The sequence below is a fragment of the Bradyrhizobium sp. USDA 4472 genome (assembly GCF_054058595.1).
Genome location: NZ_JBSSAM010000001.1, coordinates 6334206 through 6359915, shown reverse-complemented (window position 1 = coordinate 6359915; position 25710 = coordinate 6334206). Strand labels below are relative to the sequence as shown.

Sequence of the window (25710 nt, the reverse complement as noted above, 5' to 3'; positions counted from 1 at the left end):
CATGCCAAGATTTTCGAGCAAGCGCCGTGTCACTCACAGCGCATCCAAGATGTTCGATCTGGTCGCCGACGTCGAGCGCTACCCGGAATTCGTACCGCTGTGCAGCGCGCTGAAGATCCGCCAGCGCATGGGCAAGCCTGATGGTACGGAGGTGCTGGTCGCCGACATGACGGTGTCGTTCAAGCTGGTCAAGGAATCGTTCACCAGCCGCGTGACGCTCGACCGCGCGAATCTGAAAATCCTGGTCGAATATCTCCAAGGTCCGTTCAGCAATCTCGAAAACCGCTGGACGTTCGAGCCCAGGGGCGACGACGTCTGCGACGTCGGTTTCTTCCTTGCCTACGAATTCAAGAGCCGGATGCTGGCGATGCTCATGGGCTCGATGTTCGACGCAGCCTTCGCGCGGTTTTCCACCGCATTCGAAAAGCGCGCCGACGCGATCTACGGCCGGCCGAAGCTGGCGTCGTCCTAGCCGTCCGCGTTGCGCGCAAGCGCAGTACCGACCCGCCTGCGAAGCTTGGAGGGCGCTCACCCCCGCGGGGAGCGCGGCGGTCTGCGCTTCACGGCATGTCGTCGCGGTGAGCGCGTCGCACGAGGACGCAGCCTCGTCGCTGCAGTGGCGCGGCGCGGCTTGGCCGCGGCTTGCGGGCCTCGGGCAAGCTCCATCAGCATGCGGAGCGCTTCGACCACCGAGCGCTGGCGCACGGCCGTGCGGCCGATCGCGCCAAAACGCTGCTCACGATGGATGATGCGGCCGTCGCGCGCGGCGGCGGCGAAATGGACGAGACCGACCGGCTTGCCGGGGGTAGCACCGCCGGGGCCCGCAATGCCGGTGATGGCAACCGCGAGATCGACATCCGCCCGCTCGAGCGCGCCGACTGCCATCGCGGTTGCGGTTTCCCTGCTGACGGCGCCGAAATTGGTGAGCGTTGAGACCTCGACCCCGAGCATCGCGCGCTTGGCGTCGTTGGAGTAAGTGACGAAGCCGCGATCGATCACATCAGACGAGCCGGGGATGTCGGTCAGCGCGCCGGCGACGAGGCCGCCGGTGCAGGACTCGGCGGTCGCGATCGTCAGCTTGCGCATCCGGCACAGATCGAGCAGCGAGCGGGAGAGGGCGCGTGCGTCGCTGCCGCCCATGACCTTACGCGCTCCAGGGGAGGCGGATAGTGGCGCTCGCGGTGGCCGCGATGCCTTCCTCGCGGCCGGTGAAGCCGAGCCGCTCGCTGGTCGTCGCCTTCACGGCCACGCGGGAGATGTCGACGCCTGATATCTCGGCGATGCGCGCGCGCATGACGTCGCGCAGCGGGCCGATCTTCGGCCGTTCGCAGATCATCGTGACTTCGAGATTGGCGATGCGGCCGCCGCGCGCGGTCACGCGCTCGATGGCATATTTCAGGAACTGGTCGGAGGAGGCGCCCTTCCACTTGGCGTCGCTCGGCGGGAAGTGCGAGCCGATGTCGCCGTCGGCAAGCGCGCCCAGGATGGCATCGACCAGCGCATGCAGGCCGACATCGCCGTCGGAATGGGCAAGAAAACCCTTGGCATGCGGCACGCGCACGCCGCAGAGCATGAGGTGGTCGCCTTCGCCGAAGGCGTGCACGTCATAGCCGGTGCCGGTCCTGATATCGCCGAGCAGGCTGGCCAGGCGCGCTTCCTCGCGCACGAAATCTTCGGGAGTGGTGAGCTTCATGTTGGCAACATCGCCTTCAAAGGTCGCAACCGTCAATCCCGCCCATTCGGCGATCGCGGCGTCGTCGGTGAAATCTGAGCGTCCGTCCTTGGCCGCGCGACGATGCGCTTCTAGGATGACATCGAAACGAAAGGATTGCGGCGTCTGCGCGATCCGCAAGCTTGCCCTGTCAGGCGTGTCCTCGACTTCGCCGTTCGCACTCGTGACCTTGATGGTATCGGTGACGGGGACGACGGGGATGGCAGCGCCGGTGCGGCTTGCCGCCTCGATCGCGCGCGAGATCACGCCAGAAGAGACGAAGGGACGCGCGGCGTCGTGGATCAGGACGATGTCGGGCTTGTGTTTTGCGAGAGCTTCGAGGCCTGACAGCACCGAGGCCTGGCGCGTCGCGCCGCCGCCGGCCGGCGCCTCGTGCTTGAGGCCTGCGACCGCTGCCGTGAACATGGCGCCGTCGTCGGGGTTCACCACCGGCTGCACGGCGAAGACGTCAGGGTGGGTGCTGAAGGCTTCCATGGCGCGGTAGATCACGGGCACGCCGCCGATTTCGCGATATTGCTTGGGGCCACCGGCGCCTGCGCGCAGGCCACGTCCGGCCGCGACAAGAACGACTGCAGTGCGCTGTGATTTCGCCATGGGACTCGAATATTCTGTTGCCTGGGGTGATTGACGCATGCCTCTAGCACGGTAGGCCCGCAAAAAAAGGGGTTTCCCTGAATGTGGGACAGCGCATTTTGCTGCGCTGCACTTGAAAGATCTGCAGAACTGTCTAAACTGTAGGCATGATGCTTGACTGCACAAGAATTGTGCGCAAGATAGGCCACGGCAGACGCGATGAGGCCCTGCCTACTCAACGGGACCACTGTGACCGGCTCGGCAGGATCAGGCTCTAAGCCGTTGAAAATAGGCGACATCGAGGTCGCAACCTCGGTTTTCCTGGCACCAATGTCGGGCGTAACCGATTCACCCGTTCGCAAGCTCGCCGCCGAGCTGGGAGCGGGTCTCGTCGTATCGGAAATGACTGCCAGCGATGAATTGGCCAAAGGCCACCGCATGTCGCGATTGCGCTGCGAAGCGACCGGCGTAGGGCCGCATGTGGTCCAGCTCGCTGGCTGCGAGGCGCGTTGGATGGCGGAGGGGGCCCGGATCGCCGAGGCCGAGGGCGCCGACATTATCGATATCAACATGGGCTGTCCCGCCCGTCACGTCACCGGCGGTCAGTCCGGCTCGGCCCTGATGCGCGATCTCGATCATGCCCTCAGCTTGATCGAGGCGACCATATCAGCCGTAAAGGTGCCGGTGACGCTGAAGATGCGGCTCGGCTGGGACGACCGCACCCGCAACGCGCCAGAGCTTGCGCGCCGCGCCGAGGCCGCCGGCATCAAGCTCGTGACCGTCCATGGCCGCACCCGCTGCCAGTTCTACAAGGGCGAGGCCGATTGGGAGGCAATCCGCGCGGTGCGCGAGGCCGTCTCCATTCCGCTCGTCGTCAACGGCGACATCACCACTTACGAGAAGGCGCGCGCGGCGCTCCAGGCCTCCGGCGCCGACGCCGTGATGATCGGCCGCGGCGCGCAGGGCCAACCGTGGCTGCCCGGCGAGATCGGCCGACGCCTGAACGGCGGGGCTGCCGAGGCCACACCGTCGCTCGCGACGCAGCTGCATTACGTCCGCACGCTCTACGACGGCATCTGCGCACTCTACGGCCTGCGCGTCGGCCTGAAGCATGCGCGAAAACATCTCGGCTGGGCGCTCGACGTCGCGGCGCAAGCGAGCGGCGCGCCGATCGAGACGTTGAAAGGCTGGCGTCAGAAGATCCTGACCTCCGAGGATTCTGACCTCATCCACCGGTCGCTGCAGGATGCGTTCGATGACTTCGCATGGAGCGCTGCTGCATGACCTCAGCCGCCGACCATCGCCAGCCAGCCGATAGTGACGCAATCCTCGATGCCTTGCCCAATCCCGTTCTGATGATCGGGCCGGACGGCAAGATCGTTGGCGCCAATATCGCGACCGAAGCCTTCTTCGAGATCTCGACGCAGTTCCTGAAGCGGCAGTCACTCAAAGAGCTGGTGCCGTTCGGCAGCCCGCTGCTGGCGCTGATCGACCAGGTGCGCTCGTCGAACGCGCCGGTCAACGAATACAAGGTCGATCTGGGCACGCCGCGCATGGGCGGCGACCGCCAGGTTGATCTCCATGTGGCTCCGCTCACCGAGCGGCCCGGCCATATCGTGGTGATGCTGCAGGAGCGCTCCATCGCCGACAAGATGGACCGCCAGCTCACCCATCGCAGCGCCGCGCGCTCGGTGATCGCGCTCGCTGCGATGCTCGCGCACGAGATCAAGAACCCGCTTTCGGGCATCCGCGGCGCAGCGCAGCTGCTGGAGCAGCAGGCCTCGACCGAGGACCGCATGCTGACACGGCTGATCTGCGACGAGGCCGACCGCATCGTGACGCTGGTCGACCGCATGGAGGTGTTCGGCGACGAGCGGCCCGTGGTGCGCGGCCCCGTCAACATCCATTCCGTGCTCGATCACGTGAAGCGGCTGGCGCAGTCGGGCTTTGCCCGCAACATCCGCTTCGTCGAGGATTACGATCCGTCGCTGCCCCCGGTGCTGGCGAACCAGGACCAGCTGATCCAGGTGTTCCTCAATCTGGTGAAGAATGCCGCCGAAGCGCTGATCGACGTGCCCGATGCCGAGATCCAGCTCACCACCGCGTTCCGCCCCGGCGTGCGCCTGTCAGTCCCCGGTCAAAAAACCCGGGTATCCCTGCCGCTGGAATTCTGCGTGAGGGACAATGGACCAGGCGTGCCGGACGATCTTCTGCCCAATCTGTTCGACCCCTTCGTGACCACGAAGCAGACCGGCTCAGGCCTTGGTCTTGCGCTGGTCGCCAAGATCGTCGGCGATCACGGGGGCATCATCGAATGCGAGTCTCAGCCGCGCAAGACCACCTTTCGCGTGCTGATGCCGATGTATTCCACATCGGTCAAACACGCTGATCACAGCAGTCGCGACGGCTCTGCCGGGAAGTCGTCGTCTGCATCACAGGGCGCAAGATGAGGATTAACGATGCCCGCAGGTAGCATTCTCGTAGCTGATGACGACACCGCCATCCGCACGGTTCTCAACCAGGCACTTTCCCGGGCCGGGTACGAGGTCAGGCTGACCGGCAACGCCGCGACGCTGTGGCGCTGGGTCAGCCAGGGGGAGGGCGATCTCGTCATCACCGACGTGGTGATGCCGGACGAAAACGCCTTCGACCTGTTGCCGCGGATCAAGAAGATGCGGCCGAACTTGCCCGTCATCGTCATGAGTGCGCAAAACACCTTCATGACGGCGATCCGCGCCTCCGAGCGCGGCGCCTATGAATACCTGCCGAAGCCCTTCGACCTGAAGGAGCTGATCGCGATCGTCGGCCGCGCGCTGGCGGAGCCCAAGGAGCGGGTCGCAACGGCCGACGAGGACGGCGAGATGGAGGCGATCCCGCTGGTCGGCCGCTCGCCCGCGATGCAGGAAATCTACCGCGTGCTCGCGCGCCTGATGCAGACCGACCTCACCGTGATGATCACGGGCGAGTCCGGCACCGGTAAGGAACTGGTGGCGCGCGCGCTGCATGATTACGGCAAGCGCCGCAACGGGCCGTTCGTCGCGGTCAACATGGCGGCGATCCCGCGCGACCTGATCGAGTCCGAATTGTTCGGCCATGAGCGCGGCGCCTTCACCGGCGCCAACACGCGCGCGTCCGGCCGGTTCGAGCAGGCCGAGGGCGGGACGCTTTTCCTCGACGAAATCGGCGACATGCCGATGGAGGCGCAGACCCGTCTCCTGCGCGTGCTGCAGCAGGGCGAATACACCACGGTCGGCGGCCGCACCCCGATCAAGACCGACGTGCGCATCGTCGCGGCCTCCAACAAGGACCTGCGCGTGCTGATCCAGCAGGGCCTTTTCCGGGAAGACCTGTTCTTCCGCCTCAACGTCGTGCCGCTGCGACTGCCTCCCTTGCGCGAGCGCATCGAGGATTTGCCGGATCTCGTGCGGCACTTCTTCGCGCTCGCGGAGAAGGACGGCTTGCCGCCGAAGAAGCTCGACGCGCTGGCGCTCGAGCGGATGAAGCAGCACCGCTGGCCCGGCAACGTGCGCGAGCTGGAAAATCTCGCCCGTCGTCTCGCAGCCCTCTATCCGCAGGACGTGATCACCGGCTCCGTCATCGACGGCGAGCTGGCGCCGCCCACGGTCAGCCCCGGGGCCGCGGTCCAGCAGGGCGTCGACAATCTCGGCGGCGCGGTGGAAGCCTATCTCTCGTCGCACTTCCAGGGATTCCCGAATGGCGTGCCGCCGCCGGGCCTCTATCACCGCATCCTCAAGGAGATCGAGGTGCCGCTGCTGACGGCCGCGCTGGCCGCCACCCGCGGCAACCAGATCCGCGCGGCCGATCTGCTCGGCCTCAACCGCAACACGCTGCGGAAGAAGATCCGGGATCTCGATATCCAGGTGTACAGGAGCGGGGGGTAAGGCTCTCAGAACGGACGAATGGCTCAGCTCCCCCTACCAGAGCGGAGCTGAGCCTGTCCGGATCGCGCTGGCCCTTGTGGCTGGCGCGGTGAGCAGAAGTCCTGACAGGGCTGAAATGTTCCGCGGGAATATCGCAATTTTGCCGTGGACCGCCGGGCCTGGCGCCGCACCTATCTGATCAGGCGGGCCATGACCGGCTGAATGTTGGCGAATTCCGCCGTCTGCTCCTGCCTGCTGGGGCCGTTGACCAACAGGTCAGAGGCAACAATCAGCAGCAGCACGGCCGATACCATAATGCCCAAAAAAATGCGATCCATGCCGGGTCAAGCCCGAGGACGCTGATTCCGTTCCGGGGTAAACTCGCAAGAAGCCCATCCCTGTGGATGCGCCCGTCCATTGCGGGAAACACGCCGCGGATTTGTCGCAATTCGGCAACAATGTGGTAGGAATACATCAGTATCCGCCACGCGGACCCCGTTTTCAGCACCCATTGCCGGAATGACCAGCGCAGATACCTCAGCCGCATCCTTTGACTCGGCCCCAGCGGAAGAGCCCCGGCGCTGGTCGGTGCGGCGCTGGCTGGCGCCGTTTGCGGTCGCACTGGCGCTGTTGTCGGCGTTCCTGACGTTCATGGTCCTGACCGGCCTGACGAGCATCGAGCCGACGCCGGAAGTGGTTCGCTCATTCTATCTCATCAATGCGGGCACGATCCTGCTGCTGGTCGGGATCATCGTCCGCGAGCTCTGGCAGCTGATCCTGGCCCGCCGGCGCGGACGAGCGGCGGCACGCCTCCATGTCCAGATCGTCAGCCTGTTCTCGATCGTCGCCGTGCTGCCCGCGGTGCTGGTCGCCGTCGTGGCCAACGTCACGATCGAGCGCGGCCTCGACCGGCTGTTCTCGGGTCCCACCAAGGAAGTCATCCAGAACTCGCTGACGATCGCGCGGGCCTATATGCAGGACCACGCCCAGTTGATCCGCGGCGACATTATCGGCATGGCCAACGATATCGCCCATGCCAGGCCGCTCTACGACCAGGATCGCCGCTCGTTCCGTGAATTGCTGACGTCGAGCGCCGCTTCGCGCAATTTGCCGGGCGCGATGATCATCGACAAGGACACCAACATCCTCGAATCCGCCGACACCGGCATGCGGCTGGCCTATTCGCCTCCGGCGCCTGATTTCCTCAGTAACGTCAACGAGAATGAGCCGGAGATCGCGGTCCTCCCGGATGCGAGTTACGTCGCTGCGGTGATCCGCCTGCGCGCTTTCAGCGACACCTTCCTCTATGTCGCGCGTCCGCTCGATCCGAACGTCGTCGCCCAGCTGAAGCAGACCGAGCTCAGCGTCGCCGAATATGCCCAGATCGAATCGCGCCGGCTCGGGATCCAGGTCGCGTTCGCGCTGATGTTCGCGGTGATCGCGCTGACCATCCTGATGGCCTCCGTGTTGATCGGTCTGAACTTCGCCAACTCGCTGGTCTCGCCGATCCGGCGGCTGATGAACGCGGCCCACACCGTCTCGACCGGCGATCTCCACGTGAAGGTGCCTGTGCATCAGTCGGAAGGCGATCTCGCCCAGCTCGGCGAGACTTTCAACAAGATGACGCAGGAGTTGCGCAGCCAGCGCGACGAGCTCGTCAACGCCAGCGATCTCATCGACAGCCGCCGCCGCTTCATCGAGGCCGTGCTGTCCTCAGCAAGCGCCGGCATCATCGGCGTCGACACCTCGGGCAGCGTCGGCATCCTCAACCGCTCCGCCGAGAAGCTGATCGGGCACTCCGAGGCGGAGACACTCGGCCATCCGCTCTCCGACGTGTTGCCCGAACTCGAGGAGATGATGCAGACGGCGCGGGAAGGGACCCAGCGCCTGGTCCAGGGCCAGATCACGATCACGCGCGACGGACAGGAACGCAATCTGTCGGTCCGTGTCAGCGCCGAGAAGAACCAGCCGCACGACAGCTACATCATCACGCTCGACGACATCACCGAACTCGTCTCGGCGCAGCGTACCTCGGCCTGGGGCGACGTCGCGCGGCGCATCGCCCACGAGATCAAGAACCCGCTGACGCCGATCCAGCTCTCGGCCGAACGCATTCGCCGCAAGTTCGGCAAGGACATCACCGAGACCAAGGACAAGCAGATTTTCGAGCAATGCACCGACACCATCGTGCGCCAGGTCGACGATATCAGGCGGATGGTCGACGAATTCTCGCGCTTCGCGCGGATGCCGAAACCCGTGATGGAAGGCGAGGACGTCGCCGACACCGTGCGGCAGGCGGTGTTCCTGATGAAGGTCGCCCATCCCGAGCTCGATATCGACGCCGAGTTCAAGGATGATCCGCTGCGCGCCCAGTTCGACCGCCGGCTGATCTCGCAGGCGGTGACCAACATCGTCAAGAACGCCACCGAGGCGATCGAGCAGGTCCCGCCGGAGGAGCTCGGCAAGGACGGCGGAAAGGGCCGCATCGACGTCGTGGTGTCGCGGGAAGGCGAGGACGTGCTGATCGACGTCGTCGACAACGGCATCGGCCTGCCCAAGGTCGCGCGCTCGCGGCTGCTGGAGCCCTATGTGACGACACGCGCCAAGGGCACCGGCCTTGGCCTTGCGATCGTCGGTCGCGTGCTGGAAGACCATGGCGGCCGGATCGAGCTGAAGGATGCCTCCGACTTCCGCCAGGGCCAGCGTGGCGCGTGGATGCGGATGCGGTTTGCGATCTCCGGCGAGGCCAAGAAAGGCCCAGGGAGCCGCCGAGCAGGCGCCAGCAGCCAAGGACGCGGCCGCGGCGGATCCCCGGCAAACCGCTGCGGATTCCGCCCCGACGCAGGAAACAAAAGTGCCGGCGCCTGAAACCAGAGAGCCGGCTGAAAAGACCAATGATGATTCAACGAAAATCGAAGCCTCGACAGGCAGCTGAAAAGGCAGGCGCGACCCATGGCAAGTGAAATTCTGATTGTCGATGATGAGGCCGATATTCGGGATCTCGTCGCGGGTATTCTCGAAGACGAGGGTTTCGTCACAAGGACCGCGCGCGACAGCGACTCGGCACTCGCCGAGATCGCCAACCGCCGGCCGCATCTCGTGTTCCTCGACATCTGGCTGCAGGGCTCCAAGCTCGACGGCTTGCAGCTGCTGGAGCAGGTCAAGAAGGACAACGCCGACCTTCCGGTCGTCATGATCTCCGGGCACGGCAACATCGAAACCGCGGTCGCCGCGATCAAGCGCGGGGCCTATGATTTCATCGAGAAGCCGTTCAAGGCCGATCGCCTGATCCTGGTCGCCAACCGCGCGCTGGAGAACTCGCGGCTCAAGCGCGAGGTCAAGGAGCTGAAGCAGCTCGCGCCGAGCGCCAGCTCGCTCGTCGGCCGCTCGCCCAGCATGAACCAGCTGCGCCAGACCATCGAGCGCGCGGCGAAGGCCAACAGCCGCATCCTGATCGTCGGCCCCGCCGGCGCCGGCAAGGAATTGACCGCACGCACGCTGCATATGGCTTCGGGCCGCGCCGACGGTCCCTTCGTCGTCATCAACGCAGCAGCGATCACGCCGGAGCGGATGGAGCATGAACTGTTCGGCATCGAGCAGTCCAACGGCGAACATCCGCGCAAGCCCGGCGCGCTCGAAGAGGCCCATGGCGGCACGCTGTTCATCGACGAGATCGCGGACATGCCGCGCGAAACCCAGAACAAGATTCTGCGCGTGCTGGTCGAGCAGTCGTTCCAGCGCGTCGGCGGCACCGCCAAGGTGCAGGTCGACGTGCGCATCATCTCGTCCACCGCGCGCAATCTCGAAGAGGAGATCGCGGCCGGTCGTTTCCGCGAGGACCTCTATCACCGGCTCTCGGTGGTGCCGATTCGCGTGCCTGCACTCTCGGAGCGGCGCGAGGATATCCCCGAACTGATCGACTACTTCATGGAGCAGATCTCGGCCGGCAGCGGTTTGCCCAGGCGGCAGATCGGGCAGGACGCGATGGCGGTGCTGCAATCGCACGTCTGGCCCGGCAATGTGCGTCAGCTCCGCAACAATGTTGAGAGAGTCATGATTCTAGCCGCCGGCGGTCCGGAGGTGATCATCACCGCCGATATGCTGCCCCAGGATGTCGGCTCGATGGTCCCGGCGATGCCGACCAGCAACAATGGCGAGCACATCATGGGACTGCCGCTGCGCGAGGCGCGCGAAGTTTTCGAGCGCGACTATTTGATTGCACAGATCAGCCGTTTCTCAGGAAATATTTCTCGTACGGCCGAGTTTGTTGGCATGGAACGTTCGGCGCTGCACCGAAAATTGAAGGCGCTCGGCGTCGGCTAATGCCCGACGTCGCGCCCAGACCTTGGGGATACCAGAGGAAAAACAACTATTTCCGTAGTTTTTCGGAGAAGACGGACGTCGCCTGCCGCGTGAAGCGGCTTGCCTAATAAGCCGTCCTGTCCTCTAATCGATTGGCGGTTCCTCCGAGGGGGATCTCATGAGGAACGGCAACCGGACGAAGGCCCGATTTTGAAAACGGGGCCGCAACCGGCGCAATAAAAAGAAACTCAAAGCGAGAAAAAAACAATGGCGGCAGACCGCGCACAAAACCTTCAGGACACCTTCCTTAATCACGTTCGCAAAACCAAGACGCCACTGACGATCTTTCTGGTCAACGGAGTGAAGCTCCAGGGCATCGTGACCTGGTTCGACAATTTCTGTTTGCTGCTTCGGCGCGACGGTCATTCGCAACTCGTCTACAAGCACGCGATCTCGACCATCATGCCGGGCGCTCCGATCCAGCTGTTCGAAGGCGGCGAGGATCAGCCGGCTTGAGAGTGATCTGATTGGACCCCCGGAGTTTCGACGGGGATGCCGACCGTTCGCGGCCGGCAGGGGCTAAGCAGACGGGGCGGGTGCTTGTCATCGGCCCCTATTTGCGCGCGCGCGCGGGAAGTGCCGACGCGCAATCGGAGAGTCATGTTCAGCGCGACGCCGAGGCCAGGCTCGATGAAGCCGCGGGTCTCGCGCGCGCGATCGACCTGGTCATCGCCGATGCCATCATCGCACCGATCAGCCAGATCCGGCCGGCGACCTATATCGGAAAGGGCAAGGTCGAGGAGATCGCCGCGCTCGCCAAGAGCCTCGACGTCGAGCTCGTCGTGATGGATTGCGCGCTTGCGCCGATCCAGCAACGCAATCTCGAGAAGGAATTGCATGCCAAGGTGCTCGACCGCACCGGCTTGATCCTGGAAATCTTCGGCCGCCGCGCCAAGACGAAGGAAGGCTCGCTCCAGGTCGAGCTCGCGCATCTGAATTACCAGCGCTCGCGCCTGGTGCGGTCGTGGACCCATCTCGAGCGCCAGCGCGGCGGTTTCGGTTTCATGGGCGGTCCCGGCGAGACGCAGATCGAAGCCGACCGCCGCCTGATCCAGGAGCGCATCACCAAGCTGGAGGGCGAGCTGAAGAAGGTGCAGGCGACGCGCCGGCTGCACCGCGCCGGCCGCCAGCGCGTGCCGTATCGCGTCGTCGCGCTGGTCGGCTACACCAATGCCGGCAAGTCGACGCTGTTCAACCGCCTGACCCGCGCCGACGTGCAGGCCGCCGATATGCTGTTCGCCACGCTCGATCCGACGCTGCGCGCGCTGACCCTGCCGCATGGCGGCAAGGCGATGCTGTCTGACACCGTCGGCTTCATCTCCAATTTGCCGACCCAGCTCGTCGCCGCCTTCCGCGCCACGCTGGAGGAAGTGCTTGAGGCCGACGTCATCCTGCACGTCCGCGACATCTCGCATGAAGACGCCGAGGCCCAGCAGAGCGACGTGGACGCGGTGCTGCGCCAGCTCGGTATCAATCCAGATGACAGCGGTCGCATCATCGAGGTCTGGAACAAGATCGACCGCTACGAGCCTGACAAGCGCGAAGAGCTTCTGAATATCGCCGCGCGCCGGCCCGAGGATCATCCGGCGATGCTGGTCTCCGCCGTGTCAGGCGAGGGGATCGATGCGCTGCTCGCCGCGATCGAGGAACGCCTCGCCGCCAAACGCACCACGCTCGATCTCTCGATCGACGCCGCCGACGGCGCCGGCATCTCCTGGCTGCACCGCAATTCCGAGGTACTGGTGAAGGAGCTGCACGACGGCCGTTTTGATATGACCGTGCGGGTGGACGAGACCAAGCGGGATATCGTGGTGAACAGGTTCGACGCGGTGCCGCATCTTGCGACCTAGACGGCGCGGTCCTGCCGCGTGAGTTGCGCAACTTCTTGCTCAACGGACAGCGGAGTTAGGGACGGCCTTGATTGCCTTCCTCTTGTAAAAGCTTGTCCTTCCCCTTCGCCGCATTCCACAGCGTGTCCATCTCCGCCAGCGTCGCCTGTTCCAACGTGCGCCCCTGCGCTTCCAGCGCGCGCTCGATATAGGCAAAGCGCCGTTCGAATTTCGCATTCGTCGCCCGCAACGCGGCCTCCGGATCGGCATCGACATGACGGGCGAGGTTGACGAGCGCGAACATCAGGTCGCCGGTCTCTTCCGCGATCTCCTCCTTGTCGTTGCGATCGAGTGCGGCCTCGATCTCGTCGGCTTCCTCGCGAATTTTCTGCAGCACCGCGCGCGGATCGTTCCAGTCGAAGCCGACGGTGGAGGCCTTGCGCTGCAGCTCCATGGCCCGCGTTAGCGCGGGCTGGCCGGCCTTGACGCCCGCGAGCAGCGACTTGCGGGGTGGCGCTGCCTCGGGCGGCCGGCGCGCGGCGCGCTCGGCTTTCTCTTCGGCCTTGATCCTGTCCCAGACCTCTTTGACGTGAGAGGACGCGAGATTGCCGTCCTTGTCGGCGAAGACATGGGGATGGCGCCGGATCATCTTTCGCGTGATCGCTTCGACGACATCGCCGAAGGAAAATGCGTTCTGCTCCTCGGCCATCTGGGCGTGGAACACCACCTGCAGCAGGAGGTCGCCGAGCTCCTCGCGGAGATCGTCGAGATCGCCGCGGTCGATGGCGTCGACCACCTCATAGGCTTCCTCGATCGTGTAGGGCGCGATCGTCGAAAAATCCTGCTCGAGGTCCCAGGGGCAGCCGGTCACCGGCGTGCGCAGCGCCGCCATGATCTCGATCAGGCGGGAAATATCGCGGGAAGGGGTCATTGCGGGGCAGTCTCCTGGATCCAAAACCTTATGCCAAAAGCGGGCCTCCGTTCCCAGCGGGACCCTCGGGAACGGGCCGATTTCCACCGATTGGCTGATACGTTCAGCAGTGTTAAAGCGCGGGCCATGAGCGACGCATTTGCTTCACAAACCGCGCTGGTGCTGTTCTCCGGCGGCCAGGATTCCACCACCTGCCTTGCCTGGGCGCTGAGCCGCTTCGCCCGGGTGGAGACGCTGGGGTTCGAGTATGGCCAGCGCCATGCCGTCGAGCTCGACTGCCGCGACCGGCTGTTCGAGGGCATCAAGGGCTTGCGCGCCGATTGGGCCGCAAAGCTCGGCGAGAGCCATACGCTGTCGATCCCGACGCTCTCGGCCGTGTCCGAGACGGCGCTGACGCGCGATGTCGCGATCGCGATGGGTGCTGACGGTCTGCCGAACACTTTTGTGCCCGGCCGCAACTTGGTGTTCCTGACCTTCGCTGCGGCGCTGGCGTATCGGCGCGGCATCACCCACATCGTCGGCGGCATGTGCGAAACCGACTATTCCGGCTATCCCGATTGCCGCGACGACACCATCCGCGCGATGCAATCAGCGCTATCACTCGGCATGGCTCGCAAGTTCGAGCTGCATACGCCGCTGATGTGGATCGACAAGGCCGCGACCTGGAAGCTGGCGCATGACCTCGGCGGCGATGCGCTGGTCGATTTGATCCGCGAGCAGTCGCACACCTGCTATCTCGGCGAACGCGGCGCGCAGCATGACTGGGGCTATGGGTGCGGCGAGTGCCCGGCGTGCAGCCTGCGGGCGAAGGGCTGGCGGGAGTTTGTCGGGGTGCGGTGAGGCAAACTCGGTGTCGTCACCCGCGCAAGCGGGTGATCCAGTATTCCAGAGCCCGTCCTTGAGCCGAAAGGCCGCGGCGTACTGGGTCGCCCGGTCAAGCCGGGCGACGACAGAGGAAAAAATCCGGCCTCTCTCCGCCGTCGTTGCGAGCGAAGCGAAGCAATCCAGAGTCCTTCCGCAGGGGCAGTCTGGATTGCTTCGTCGCACCAGCGCAAAATTGCTTTGTCGCAGGCTCCTCGATATGACGGAGGAAGCAGCACGCGCTACCCAAAATCCTCCGGCCGAAGCTCAATCGGCTTGCCATGCGGGGTGCGATCGGCGGCATGATCCCAGGCATCGCGATAGCGATGCAGCGTGTCCATCGACGCGACGCCCTTGCGAGCGACGAGGCCCTCCAGCGTGGCAAGCCAGTGCAGATAATAGGTTTCGCCCGTGTCAGGATCGCCGGCGGCTTTCGCGCGCTTGATCTCGTCGGCCAGCGCCGCGGCCCATTCCGGCCAGGTGAAGACGCCGCGGTCGTGCAGGCTCAAGGCCATTGCAAAGGCCTGCGCTTCCCAGGGGGCGCGGAACACCGGGCCGTCGTCGTCGCGCGGAATGCTCGGGATGGCCGCCGTTGCGGCAGCCACAGCAATGCTGCTCGTCATGCCGGGTCCAGATAGGGCTCGAACGCGTCGATCGAGACCTTCAGGGTCGGATCAGCGCCGGCACCCCAGAGATCGCGGCCCTCGAATACGACCGTGTAGAGCCATTGCGGATCCTCGCCGCGCTCCATCGCGGCCGTATCGGGAAATACATGGCAGCCATGGTTCAGCTCGACCACGCCGACATGCCCGCGCACATAGCGCGGCAGCCGCGTATGCGTGGTCGGATGAATGTTTTTCGCGCGGACACGGTCGCCGATGTTGAACTTGGCAGGGGCAGTCGCAGGGCGGGCGAATTTGCCGCGCACCATGACGCGCTCGACATTGGCGAGATCGAACTTGCCGTGCTTGAGCGCTTTGCCGGGCTGCATCGCGCGGCCCGCGGCGACTTCCTCGCGGGTGAGGTAGCCCTTCTCGATCAGCAGCTCCTCGAGGCCGAGGAACCACTTCTTGTAGTAGGAGCTCGAGAGATAGACATGCGGCGGCAGCGTCTCGCGATAGAAACGCGAGGTGTCGATGTTGAACGCGCCGGCTGCGCCCATCGCGCGCACCATCGCCAGCACGCGGGCCTCCCACGCCTCATGAAACATCGGCTCGTTCGGCTCGGGCTCGACCTTGCCGAACCCGTCCATGCCGCCCATGTCGTGCACGCCGTTCAAGACGGCGCTCCGGGCGTCCTGGGAAAGCCGGTTCCGATCATCGAATCGCGGGTGACGAGTTCGGCAAGCTGCTCCTCGCTCCAGCCTTCGGTGCCCGCGGGCCGCATCGGCAGCACCAGGAAGCGCGTCTCGGCGGTGGAATCCCATACCCGGATTTCCGTGTCCTTCGGCAGTGTGACGTCGAATTCGGCGAGCACGCCGCGTGGATCCTTCACCGCGCGCGAACGATAGGGCGACGCCTTGTACCAGACCGGCGGCAGGCCCAGCATTTCCCAGGGGTAACAGGAGCACAGCGTGCACACGACCATGTTGTGACGCTGCGGTGTGTTCTCGACCACGACGAGATGATCGCCGACGCGGCTGACATGGCCGAGCGTGCCGATCGCCTTGCTGCCGTCCTCCAGCAGCGCCTTCTTGAAATCGGCATCAATCCAGGCTTTTGCGACGACGCGGGCGCCGTTATGCGGGCCGATCTTGGTTTCATAGGCCTGGATGATGGCGTCGAGCGCGGCTGGCTCGACGTAGCCTTTTTCGGTCAAGATCGTTTCGAGCGCGCGCACGCGCAACTCGGTTTCCGACAGTTCCGAATGATCATGGTCGTGGTGATGGTGGTCGTGATCTTGGCTCATGGCGGCGAAAGATTAAGCGCAACGATCCTGTCCTGTCGAGCATTCGTTGCGGCGCGGCTGGTCCCATGTTCCTGACGCCTGATGTGCGCTACGATGGAGCAAAAATCGGCTTCGGAGGCGCCCGTGAAAGAGTTCGTCAAGATCGAGAAAGGCCTCGGTCCCGAGGGGCGGATTGCCGTAGTGCGGTTCGATCGTCACGACGGCATCAACGCATTGTCGCCGGAGGCGCTGCGCCAGCTCACCGCGGCGGCACGTAGCTTCGAGGATGATGCGGCGACGTCGGTCGTTGTGCTGACCGGGAATTCGGGCGCGTTCAGCGCCGGCTTCGATTTGAAGGACCCCGAAGGGCGCTCGCGCAAGGAGATGGATATTGGCACGCTGAGGCGGCATCTCAGGCTGGGCCCGCGCCTGACACACGCCTGGCACGAGATGGAGCAGATCACCATCGCCGCGATCGAAGGCTTTTGCATCGGCGGCGGCGTGGCGTTGGCGGTCGCGCTCGACTTCCGCGTCATGGGCCGCGATGCGCATCTGCGCGTGCCCGAGATCGGGCTCGGCATGAACATGAGTTGGCAGAGCATCCCGCGCATGCTGCATCTGATCGGGCCGGCCCGCACCAAGCAGGCCGTGGTCCTGGCCGATGAGCGCATCTCGGCGGACGACGCCTATCAATGGGGCCTGGTCGAGCAGGTGGTCGATCCCGGCCATGCCTTCGATGCCGCCATGGAACTGGCCCGCAAGGTCGCCGCCCAGCCGCCGCTCGCGGTTGCCATGACCAAGCTGACGGTCAACCGGCTCGCGCATGCGCTGGACGATCTCGCCAGTCACATGGACGTCGATCAGTTCGCGCTGGCGAGCCTCAGCGAAGACCACAGGGAGGGTGTCGAAGCGTTCCTGACTCGGCGCAAGGCTAAGTTCAGAGGAAGGTAGCCAACGGATTCCTTACCGCCTTGAGCATGAGAGGCGCGGCTATTGAATCGCCGGCGCGCGGCAACGGCTCGGTCAACGGGTCAACCAGCCCGGAGACTGCCCCGTGGCAAAGGAATTTTCTTCCCGTGAGGCGGATTGGGAAAACTTAGCCCAACGCCTCGCAAATATCTGAAATTGCGCAGACGGCCGGAAAAGGCGATATGTTGCAGCGCAGCGTCGCCGGCGCCTGCCATTGTTCCACCTTCTGCCGTTTGGAACGACCTTGACCTCGTGCGCCTGTCGGGCGGGCGAGCTAAACATCGTGCATGAAAGCCGCTTCCATGAATGCGCAGCCATCGCTGGTGGTCGGAGACCCGATCGAAATCCTGGACGCCGCGGCCAAGCCGGATGCCATGGTCCGTTTCGAGAACATCTCGAAAACCTATCCGGCTTATCGCGGCAAGCCCGGTGTCGTTGCGCTGCGAGGCATCGATTTCGCCATCGCGCGAGGCTCCATCACCGGCGTGATCGGCCGCTCCGGCGCCGGCAAGTCGAGCCTGGTCCGCCTCATCAACGGGCTTGAGAAGCCGACCGCCGGCCGCGTCGTCGTCGACGCCAGAGACATCTCGGCGCTCACGGGGCGCGACTTGCGGCTGGCGCAGCGCTCGATCGGGATGATCTTCCAGCATTTCAACCTGCTGTCGTCGCGCACTGCCGCCGATAACATCGCGCTGCCGCTGGAGATCGCCGGCTGGTCCAAGGCCGACATCCGCGCCCGCGTGAGCGAGCTGCTTGCGCTGGTCGGCATCGCCGACAAGCACGATCGGTACCCGTCAGAACTCTCCGGCGGCCAGAAGCAGCGTGTCGGCATCGCCCGCGCGCTGGCGACGCGGCCGGATGTGCTGCTCTCGGACGAGGCGACCTCCGCGCTCGATCCGCAGACCACGCGTGCGATCCTTGACCTGCTTGCGAATATCAACCGCGAGCTCGGCGTGACCATCGTGCTGATCACCCACGAAATGTCCGTGGTGCGTCAGCTCGCCAAGGAAGTCGTCGTGCTCGATGCCGGTCACGTCGTCGAGCGCGGCCACGTCGCCGACATCTTCACCCATCCCAAGCATCCGATCACGCAGACTTTCCTGGCCGAGGTCACAGGCGACAGCCTTCCGGTCTCGCTGGCCGGTCGCATCGTGCAGGAGCCCGGCGGCCACGCCGTGATCCGCGTCCAGGTGCGCGGAGCAGGGGCCGGCGCCACGCTGATCGCGCGGCTTGCCCGCGAGCTCGGCCTCGACGTCTCGCTGCTGTCGGCCCGCATCGACGAGATCGGCGGCCAGCATGTCGGCTCGCTGGTGCTCGGCATTCCCGGCGGCGAGGGCGCCGCGGCGCGCACGCTGGCATGGCTCTCACAATTTCAGATCTCGGCGGAGCGTCTCGGCTATGTCGCCTGAACTCATCAAACTGATCATCCAGGCCACCTTCGAAAGCCTGTACATGGTCGGCATCGCGGCGCTGATCGGCACCGCGTTCGGCCTGCCGCTCGGCGTGTTCCTCGCCACCAGCCGGAAGGGCGAGCTGTTCGCGGCGCCCACCGTCAATCGCGTGCTGGGCATCGTCGTCAATGCGACGCGTTCGACGCCCTTCATCATCCTGGTCGTCGCCATCATTCCGTTCACCCGAATGGTCGCCGGCACGTCGATCGGGTCGACGGCCGCCATCGTGCCATTGACCATCGCCTCCGCACCTTTCATCGCGCGTCTCGTCGAAGGTGCGATCCGCGAGGTCGACGGCGGCCTGATCGAGACCGCATCCTCGTTTGGGGCCTCGCCGGTCCAGATCGTGTTCAAGGTGCTGATCCCCGAGGCGCTGCCCGGCCTGCTGCTGGCGCTGACGCTCGCGGTCGTCAGCCTGCTCGGCTATTCCGCCATGGTCGGCGCCGTTGGAGGCGGGGGCTTAGGCGATCTCGGCATCCGTTACGGCTATCAGCGCTTCATGCCTGAGATGATGCTGGCGGTGGTCGTCGTGCTGATCGCACTGGTGCAACTCGTGCAGAGTGCCGGCGATTATCTGGCGCGCCGGGTCAACCGGCGGCTGCGTCACCGCTGATCCACCTCACGCCGCCGGCCGGCCGCGCCGCAGCGTCTCCTGAGGGAGCCCGGAAGGAGACCGGATGCGGCGTTCTCCGGTCGGACCGCTTCTACCGAATGGCCGATCCAGAACCGGCCGTCGCCACATCACCGACATGCGTTGACGCGAGCGCCAACGAGACCCGCGGAGCGGGGTATTTGGAGCCACGGATCTGGTTGCTTCAAAATCCACATGGACACATCCATTGTTGGGGCAAGGTGGAAATGGCACCCATGCCGCAAAGTAGAAATGACACCGCCGCCGCTCAAGCGAGGGGTATGGGGCAGGCTTGAACAGCGACGAGGGGCCTCAGCAGCCCTTTGTTCGATCCGCCGGAGGCGGTCGATTGGTCGGGACGCCCCTCGTCCCGACGCCTCCCAGCGCGCCGCCGCGCGCAGGAGCGGTCAATGATCGAAGACCGCCGGAGGCGGCGGCCCAAAGGGCCGTCATTGACGGCTCCGAGCACGGTGGCATTTGCGGGTTGGGGCAGGGACTATGTTGCCTTGAACATGTGCCGAGCAGCCTGGCCACGGCGCCGGGGCGCTTTCTGACTGCGACCCTCATCGCGCAGTTGCTGCTGTTCGGCGATATACGCCAGCACTTCACCCAGCCGCTTGTTCTCAACGATTGCCGCCTGATCGACCTTCCGCAACTTGTCGAACGTGCGGTACGGCAGGTCGCGCCCCCGATGCCGGATCGCCAGCCGGCCGTCCGGGTAATCGACAATGGTAACGCGCTGACGGGCGAGCGGCCGTGTGATCTCGTTCTCTTCCAGCATGAATAGGATCTTGTCGTACTGCACTGTCAAATTGCCGGTTACCGTGCGTTCCTCCTTCCAGGCAAACACGTCGCTCAGCGGCGTCAGATCGGCGGCTGGGCGATGCGCATCCTGGTCCGACTTCGCAACCTTGCCGAAGCGGGCATTGTAGCTCGCCAGAAACCCCGGCAGAAACTCGTTACCGAGCTCAATCGTCGCGATTCCCGCCAAGCGCAGTTCTTTGACCAGTCGGTCTTGCAGCGTCCCAAACGATCGCTCAACGCGGCCCTTGGCCTGGGGGCTGTTAGCGCAGATGATGTCGATGTTGAGCTCGTGCAGCGCGCGGCCGAATTGCGTCATGCCGTCACCACCTTCGGCCTCGCGGTTGTTAACGCGGAAGATGGCATGCTTGTCCGAATAAAAGGAGATCGGACGGCCATGGCGCTCCACATACGTCCGGGTCTCGCGCAGATAGTCCAGCGTTGATTCCGACGGCACGAACGCAGCGTGCATGATCCGACTGGTCGCATCATCAATGTAGGCAATCAGCGAACATTCCGGGCCACGGTTCTCAAACCAGTAATGTCGCGAGCCATCAATCTGAATCAGTTCGCCAATCCGCTCGCGCCGATGTCGTGGCTGATGTACGGAGGGCAGGCGGCGCTTGCGATCAATCCACAGGCCTTCTTCGATCATCCACTGACGCAGCGTCTCGCGCGACACCCGGCAGTCATGGACCTCCCGCAGCTTCTCCACGGCCAATGTCGGACCGAAATCCGCATAACGCGCCTTCACCAGCGACATCGTCAGCTCGCGCACCTGCGCCGGCATCCGGTTGTTGCTGGGCTTGCCACGACGCTTGGAGGCCAAGCTTGCCGCTCCATGCTCGCGGAGCGAACGGAGCAGCCGGAACACCTGTCGCCGTTGCAACTGAAGCACCGTGGCGGCTTCTGACACCCGCAATCGCCCGGCTTGTACCTCCATCAAAATATTGAGCCGCGAAAACTCCTTGTCGCTCATAGACACCACCACGATTGCCGTCCCCCGCAACTGCATTCCAACCGCGGAGTGCCATCTCAACTTTGCGGAGGGGTGTCATCTCTATATTGCGCTTACATCCATTGTCGGGGCAAGGCAGAAATGACACCCGGCGTGCAAAGTAGAAATGTCACCCGAACTGACAGCAACCGGGGCGCATGGACGTTATTTTTGGCCTGAAGACGCGCCTGCGCTCGTTAGAAATGTCACCAGGAAATCGGTGAGGAGGGCGCGCGGACGCGGAGCTGGCCGGGGTTGCGCAGCGGCCGCGCGACCGGATGGTACGCCCTGGAAGGTCAGGTTGGCTTGAACATGTGCCGCTCGGCCTGGCCTCGACGGCGTGGCGCCTTGGCTGAGCGCGACATGTCCAGCTGCTTCTGCTGCTCGGCAATGTAGGCCAAGACCTCGCCCAGCCGCTTGTTCTCGACGATCGCCGCCTGATTGACCTTCTGCAGCTTGTCGAACGTTCGGTAGGGCAAATCCCGCCCGTTGTGCCGGATCGCCAGATGGCCATCCGGATAGTCGATGATCGTGACGCGCTGGCGGGCAAGCCGCCGCGTGACCTCGTTGTTCTCGAGCATGAACAGGATCTTGTCGTACTGAATCGTCAGATTGTTCGTCAGCGTGCGCTCTTCCTTCCAGGCAAAGACGTCGCTCAGCGGCGCCAGGTCCTCACCGGGGCGATGGGCATCCTGGTCCGACTTCGCAGTCTTGCCAAAGCGAGCATTGTAGCTCGCCATAAACGCCGGCAGGAACGCGTTGCCGGCCGCGATCGTCGAGATCCCGGCAAGCCGCATCTCCTTCACCAGACGATCCTGCAGCGTTCCGAATGAGCGCTCCACCCGACCTTTGGCCTGAGGGGAGTTGGCACAGATGATATCGATGTTGAGTTCGCTCAGAGCGCGGCCGAATTGCGTCATCCCGTTGCCACCGGCCGCCTCGCGATGGTTGACCCGGAAGATCGAGTGCTTGTCCGAGTAAAACGCAACCGGGCGGCCATAACGCTCCACATAGACCCTGGTCTCGCGCAGATAATCCAGCGTCGATTCCGAAGGTACGAACGCCGCATGCAGAATCTGGCTGGTCGCATCGTCGATATAGGCCAGCAGCGAGCACTCCGGGCCACGTCCTTCGAACCAGTAATGCTTCGAACCGTCGATCTGGATCAGCTCACCAGTCCGTTCACGCCGGTTGCGCGGCTGATGCACCGAGGGCAGGCGGCGCTTCCGATCAATCCATAGCCCGTCCGCCAACATCCACTTGCGCAGCGTCTCCCGCGACACCAGGCAGGCGTGGTTCTCTTTGAGCTTCTCTGCCGCCAGCGTCGGGCCGAAATCCGCATAACGCGCCTTCACCAGCGACATCGTCAGCTCGCGCACCTGCGCCGGCATCCGGTTGTTGCTGGGCTTGCCACGACGCTTGGAGGCCAAGCTTGCCGCTCCATGCTCGCGGAGCGAACGGAGCAGCCGGAACACCTGTCGCCGTTGCAACTGAAGCACCGTGGCGGCTTCTGACACCCGCAATCGCCCGGCTTGTACCTCCATCAAAATATTGAGCCGCGAAAACTCCTTGTCGCTCATAGACACCACCACGATTGCCGTCCCCCGCAACTGCATTCCAACCGCGGAGTGCCATCTCAACTTTGCGGAGGGGTGTCATCTCTATATTGCGCTTACATCCATAATTCGCATAAGGTATATTATGGAATATATTATCGAGGCCTCCGAAAGCCGATATTGCCGCGACCTTGTCCGGCTGCAATAAGCGAGCTCCGCGAGATCGCAGATGACCTTCGAGCCGTCGGTCCGTATAGGTTTGCATCTCACAACAAGAACAAATTTTCGAGGAAGCAGACCCATGAGTTTCTCCCGCCGCACGCTTCTCAAGGCCTCCGCCGCGACCGCCGTCTTTGGTGGCTTCAGCGCGCCCCATGTGGCCCGTGCCCAGGCTGCCGAGTTCTCGTACAAATACGCCAACAACCTGCCGGACAGCCATCCGCTCAACGTGCGCGCCAAGGAGATGGCCGCGGCCATCAAGAGCGAGACCAACGGCAAGTTCGACCTCCAGATCTTCCCGAACAACCAGCTTGGGTCCGACACCGACATGCTGAGCCAGATCCGCTCCGGCGGCGTCGAGTTCTTTACGCTGTCGGGCCTGATCCTGTCGACCCTGGTGCCGGCGGCCTCCATCAACGGCATCGGCTTCGCGTTTCCGGACTACGACACCGTCTGGAAGGCCATGGACGGCGATCTCGGCGCCCATGTCCGTGGCGAGATCAAGAAGGCCGGCCTCGAGGTGATGGACAGGATCTGGGACAACGGATTCCGGCAAACCACGTCGTCGACCAAGCCGATCACCGGTCCGGACGATTTCAAGGGCTTCAAGATCCGCGTGCCGGTGTCGCCGCTGTGGACCTCGATGTTCAAGGCGTTCGAGGCCGCGCCCGCCTCGATCAATTTCGCCGAAGTGTATTCCGCGCTCCAGACCAAGATCGTCGAGGGGCAGGAAAACCCGCTGGCCATCATCTCGACCGCGAAGCTCTACGAGGTGCAGAAGTTCTGCTCGCTGACCAACCACATGTGGGACGGCTTCTGGTTCCTGGCCAATCGCCGCGCCTGGGAAAAGCTGCCGGAGGACGTGCGCGCGATCGTCGCCAGGAACATCAATGCCGCCGCGGTCAAAGAGCGCGAGGATACCGCCAAGCTGAACGCCGGTCTCCAGCAGGAGCTCGCAACCAAGGGCCTGGCGTTCAACCAGCCCAGCATCGCGCCGTTCCGCGACAAGCTGCGGGCTGCAGGCTTCTATGCGGAGTGGAAGGGCAAATACGGCGAGCAGGCCTGGGACCTGCTGGAAAAGGCCGTCGGCAAGCTGTCGTAACGCATTGGGGCCGTCATGGCTCATATCGAAGTCGAGGCGAACGGAGTGGCGGGCGAGGCGACTGTTGAGTCCCCTCGCCGACCTTCGCTGCTTGCGTCGCTCGAGCGCGTCCTCGGCTTTGCCGTTGAAATCCCGGCGGCGATCCTGGTGGTCGCCGAAATCGGGATCCTGTTTGCGGGCGTCGTCGCGCGCTACGGCTTGCACCGGCCGCTGATCTGGTCGGACGAGCTCGCCTCGATCCTGTTCCTGTGGCTGGCCATGCTGGGCGCAGCGGTGGCGTTCCGCCGTTCAGAGCACATGCGCATGACCGCGCTCGTCGGAAGCGCAGGCCCGGCGGTGCGCGCCTATCTCGATCTGTTCGCGATCTGCGCGGCGCTGGCGTTCCTCGCGCTGATCGTGTGGCCGTCCTGGGACTATGCGTACGAGGAAAGCTACATCACCACGCCGGCACTTCAGATCTCGAACATCTGGCGCGCCGCCGCGCTGCCGGCCGGCATCTGCCTGATGGCGGTGTTCGCCCTGCTGCGGCTGCTGCGCGCGGCGGACTACCGGATGGTCGCGGCCGCCATGCTGTCCGTTGCCGTCGTGATCGGCCTGTTCTGGCTGGCAGAGCCCTCGTTGCGGCCGCTTGGCAATCTCAACCTCGTCATCTTCTTCGTCGGCGTCGCCGGCTTCTGCGTCTTTGCCGGCGTTCCCATTGCATTCGGCTTTGGCCTCGCAATCTTCGGCTATCTGGCGCTGACCACCCGCACGCCGGTCGTGGTGCTGGTCGGGCGGATGGACGAGGGCATGAGCCATCTCATCCTGCTCTCGGTGCCGCTATTCGTGTTCCTGGGATTGCTGATCGAGATGACCGGCATGGCGCGGGCCATGGTGTCGTTCCTGGCGAGCCTGCTTGGCCATGTCCGTGGCGGCCTGCATTACGTGCTGGTCGGCGCGATGTATCTGGTCTCCGGCATATCAGGCGCCAAGGCCGCCGACATGGCCGCGGTCGCGCCCGTGTTGTTCCCCGAGATGAAGCAGCGCGGCGCCCGGCCCGGAGATCTCGTCGCGCTGCTTGCGGCCACCGGTGCCCAGACCGAGACCATTCCGCCGAGCCTCGTGCTGATCACGATCGGATCGGTCACCGGCGTCTCGATCGCGGCGCTTTTCACTGGCGGACTCCTGCCCGGCGTCGTGCTCGCGATCACCCTCTGCACGCTGGTGTGGTGGCGCTATCGTGGCGAGGACATGAGCCATGTCCGCCGCGCGACCGCGGCCGAAATCGGCAAGACCTTCGTCATCGCCCTGCCCGCGCTCGCGCTGCCGTTCGTGATCCGCTACGCCGTGGTCGAGGGCATCGCGACCGCTACCGAAGTCTCGACGATCGGCATCGTCTATGGTGCGCTGGTCGGTCTTCTCGTCTACCGCCGCTTCAACTGGCGGCGGCTGTTTCCAATGCTGGTCGAGACCGCAGCGCTGTCGGGTGCGATCCTGCTGATCATCGGCACGGCCACCGGCATGGCCTGGGGCCTGACGCAGTCGGGCTTCTCGCGCTCGCTGGCATCCGCCATGACCGGATTGCCGGGCGGAGCCGCGACCTTCATCGCCGTGTCCATCCTGGCTTTCACGGTGCTCGGCAGCGTGCTGGAAGGCATCCCCGCGATCGTGCTGTTCGGGCCGCTGCTGTTTCCGATCGCGCGCCTCGTCGGCGTGCACGAGGTGCACTACGCCATGATCATCATTCTGGCGATGGGTATCGGCCTATTCGCCCCGCCATTCGGAGTCGGCTATTATGCCGCCTGCGCCATCGGAAGGGTCGATCCAGCCGAGGGCATCAGGCCGATCTGGGGTTATCTGCTGGCGCTGATGCTGGGATTGATCGTCGTCGCGGTCTTCCCCTGGATATCGATCGGATTCCTGTAACCCGCGCGACGTGAAGGAGGGGT

General features: G+C 64.5%; 22 protein-coding genes and 1 pseudogene. 14 read left to right on the top strand and 9 right to left on the bottom strand.

Annotated features, from left to right (window positions below; all coding sequences use genetic code 11):
* The first annotated feature begins 1 nt into the window (after position 1).
* Complete coding sequence (locus ACVWZ4_RS29850; RefSeq protein ID WP_456741728.1) at positions 2-472, top strand: type II toxin-antitoxin system RatA family toxin; 471 nt, start codon at positions 2-4, stop codon at positions 470-472.
* Between the two features lie 56 nt (positions 473-528).
* On the opposite strand, the gene ACVWZ4_RS29845 is transcribed toward ACVWZ4_RS29850, so the two are convergent.
* Positions 529-1140, bottom strand: coding sequence for a CinA family protein (locus ACVWZ4_RS29845; RefSeq protein WP_456735109.1), 612 nt, complete (start codon positions 1138-1140; stop codon positions 529-531).
* Positions 1141-1144: 4 nt separating this feature from the next.
* Positions 1145-2326 (bottom strand): bifunctional 2-C-methyl-D-erythritol 4-phosphate cytidylyltransferase/2-C-methyl-D-erythritol 2,4-cyclodiphosphate synthase, encoded by a 1182-nt coding sequence (locus tag ACVWZ4_RS29840; RefSeq protein WP_456741727.1) that lies wholly within the window; start codon positions 2324-2326, stop codon positions 1145-1147.
* Between the two features lie 261 nt (positions 2327-2587).
* Here ACVWZ4_RS29840 and dusB point away from each other — a divergent pair, with 261 nt between their 5' ends.
* Genes dusB through ntrC form a run of 3 tightly spaced genes read left to right on the top strand, consistent with a single transcriptional unit; the run spans position 2588 to position 6207 of the window.
* Positions 2588-3589 (top strand): tRNA dihydrouridine synthase DusB, encoded by a 1002-nt coding sequence (gene dusB, locus ACVWZ4_RS29835; RefSeq protein ID WP_456703546.1) that lies wholly within the window; start codon positions 2588-2590, stop codon positions 3587-3589.
* Complete coding sequence (locus ACVWZ4_RS29830) at positions 3586-4755, top strand: two-component system sensor histidine kinase NtrB (RefSeq protein ID WP_456703547.1); 1170 nt, start codon at positions 3586-3588, stop codon at positions 4753-4755. The genes dusB and ACVWZ4_RS29830 overlap by 4 nt, the downstream gene beginning before the upstream one ends.
* A 9-nt stretch (positions 4756-4764) precedes the next feature.
* Positions 4765-6207 (top strand): nitrogen regulation protein NR(I), encoded by a 1443-nt coding sequence (gene ntrC / locus ACVWZ4_RS29825; RefSeq protein ID WP_456735112.1) that lies wholly within the window; start codon positions 4765-4767, stop codon positions 6205-6207.
* 170 nt (positions 6208-6377) lie between these two features.
* On the opposite strand, the gene ACVWZ4_RS29820 is transcribed toward ntrC, so the two are convergent.
* Positions 6378-6524, bottom strand: a complete 147-nt coding sequence (locus ACVWZ4_RS29820; protein ID WP_456703549.1) for a hypothetical protein — start codon at positions 6522-6524, stop codon at positions 6378-6380.
* Positions 6525-6705: 181 nt separating this feature from the next.
* Here ACVWZ4_RS29820 and ACVWZ4_RS29815 point away from each other — a divergent pair.
* The 4 genes and pseudogenes from ACVWZ4_RS29815 (at position 6706) to hflX (ending at position 12398) form a co-directional block, all read left to right on the top strand.
* Positions 6706-9121, top strand: a pseudogene (locus tag ACVWZ4_RS29815) (ATP-binding protein).
* Positions 9122-9138: 17 nt separating this feature from the next.
* Positions 9139-10509 (top strand): nitrogen assimilation response regulator NtrX, encoded by a 1371-nt coding sequence (gene ntrX, locus ACVWZ4_RS29810; protein WP_456703551.1) that lies wholly within the window; start codon positions 9139-9141, stop codon positions 10507-10509.
* Positions 10510-10755: 246 nt separating this feature from the next.
* Positions 10756-11004, top strand: a complete 249-nt coding sequence (gene hfq / locus ACVWZ4_RS29805; protein ID WP_007591126.1) for an RNA chaperone Hfq — start codon at positions 10756-10758, stop codon at positions 11002-11004.
* An 11-nt stretch (positions 11005-11015) separates the two neighbouring features.
* Positions 11016-12398, top strand: coding sequence for a GTPase HflX (gene hflX / locus ACVWZ4_RS29800; RefSeq protein ID WP_456703552.1), 1383 nt, complete (start codon positions 11016-11018; stop codon positions 12396-12398).
* 55 nt (positions 12399-12453) lie between these two features.
* On the opposite strand, the gene mazG is transcribed toward hflX, so the two are convergent.
* Complete coding sequence (mazG, locus tag ACVWZ4_RS29795) at positions 12454-13308, bottom strand: nucleoside triphosphate pyrophosphohydrolase (protein ID WP_456703553.1); 855 nt, start codon at positions 13306-13308, stop codon at positions 12454-12456.
* Between the two features lie 126 nt (positions 13309-13434).
* Between mazG and queC the strand changes: the two genes are divergently transcribed.
* A complete protein-coding gene (queC, locus tag ACVWZ4_RS29790; RefSeq protein WP_456741725.1) occupies positions 13435-14148 on the top strand; it encodes a 7-cyano-7-deazaguanine synthase QueC in 714 nt (237 codons plus the stop codon).
* 263 nt (positions 14149-14411) lie between these two features.
* Here queC and ACVWZ4_RS29785 read toward each other — a convergent pair whose 3' ends face one another.
* The 3 genes from ACVWZ4_RS29785 to nthA are packed head-to-tail and all read right to left on the bottom strand — an operon-like array spanning position 14412 to position 16077.
* Complete coding sequence (locus tag ACVWZ4_RS29785; RefSeq protein ID WP_456741724.1) at positions 14412-14792, bottom strand: nitrile hydratase accessory protein; 381 nt, start codon at positions 14790-14792, stop codon at positions 14412-14414.
* Positions 14789-15448: a nitrile hydratase subunit beta gene (gene nthB, locus ACVWZ4_RS29780; protein WP_456763646.1), complete on the bottom strand. Its 660-nt coding sequence runs from the start codon at positions 15446-15448 to the stop codon at positions 14789-14791. The genes ACVWZ4_RS29785 and nthB overlap by 4 nt, the downstream gene beginning before the upstream one ends.
* Entirely contained in the window at positions 15445-16077 is a 633-nt protein-coding gene (gene nthA, locus ACVWZ4_RS29775; RefSeq protein ID WP_456705282.1) for a nitrile hydratase subunit alpha, read from the bottom strand. The genes nthB and nthA overlap by 4 nt, the downstream gene beginning before the upstream one ends.
* A gap of 123 nt (positions 16078-16200) precedes the next feature.
* On the opposite strand from nthA, the gene ACVWZ4_RS29770 reads away from it, so the two are divergent.
* The 3 genes from ACVWZ4_RS29770 to ACVWZ4_RS29760 all read left to right on the top strand — a co-directional run bounded on the left by ACVWZ4_RS29770 (position 16201) and on the right by ACVWZ4_RS29760 (position 19089).
* Positions 16201-17007, top strand: coding sequence for an enoyl-CoA hydratase/isomerase family protein (locus ACVWZ4_RS29770; RefSeq protein ID WP_456735118.1), 807 nt, complete (start codon positions 16201-16203; stop codon positions 17005-17007).
* Between the two features lie 305 nt (positions 17008-17312).
* On the top strand, positions 17313-18434 hold the full coding sequence (locus tag ACVWZ4_RS29765; protein WP_456741722.1) for a methionine ABC transporter ATP-binding protein: 1122 nt from the start codon (positions 17313-17315) through the stop codon (positions 18432-18434).
* A complete protein-coding gene (locus ACVWZ4_RS29760; RefSeq protein WP_456735119.1) occupies positions 18424-19089 on the top strand; it encodes a methionine ABC transporter permease in 666 nt (221 codons plus the stop codon). The genes ACVWZ4_RS29765 and ACVWZ4_RS29760 overlap by 11 nt, the downstream gene beginning before the upstream one ends.
* A 514-nt stretch (positions 19090-19603) precedes the next feature.
* On the opposite strand, the gene ACVWZ4_RS29755 is transcribed toward ACVWZ4_RS29760, so the two are convergent.
* On the bottom strand, positions 19604-20887 hold the full coding sequence (locus ACVWZ4_RS29755) for an ISNCY family transposase (RefSeq protein WP_456790418.1): 1284 nt from the start codon (positions 20885-20887) through the stop codon (positions 19604-19606).
* A 314-nt stretch (positions 20888-21201) separates the two neighbouring features.
* Positions 21202-22485, bottom strand: coding sequence for an ISNCY family transposase (locus ACVWZ4_RS29750; protein ID WP_456703560.1), 1284 nt, complete (start codon positions 22483-22485; stop codon positions 21202-21204).
* 277 nt (positions 22486-22762) lie between these two features.
* On the opposite strand from ACVWZ4_RS29750, the gene ACVWZ4_RS29745 reads away from it, so the two are divergent.
* Positions 22763-23782, top strand: a complete 1020-nt coding sequence (locus tag ACVWZ4_RS29745; protein WP_456703561.1) for a TRAP transporter substrate-binding protein — start codon at positions 22763-22765, stop codon at positions 23780-23782.
* Positions 23783-23797: 15 nt separating this feature from the next.
* Positions 23798-25687, top strand: a complete 1890-nt coding sequence (locus ACVWZ4_RS29740; RefSeq protein ID WP_456703562.1) for a TRAP transporter large permease — start codon at positions 23798-23800, stop codon at positions 25685-25687.
* Positions 25688-25710: the final 23 nt, after the last annotated feature.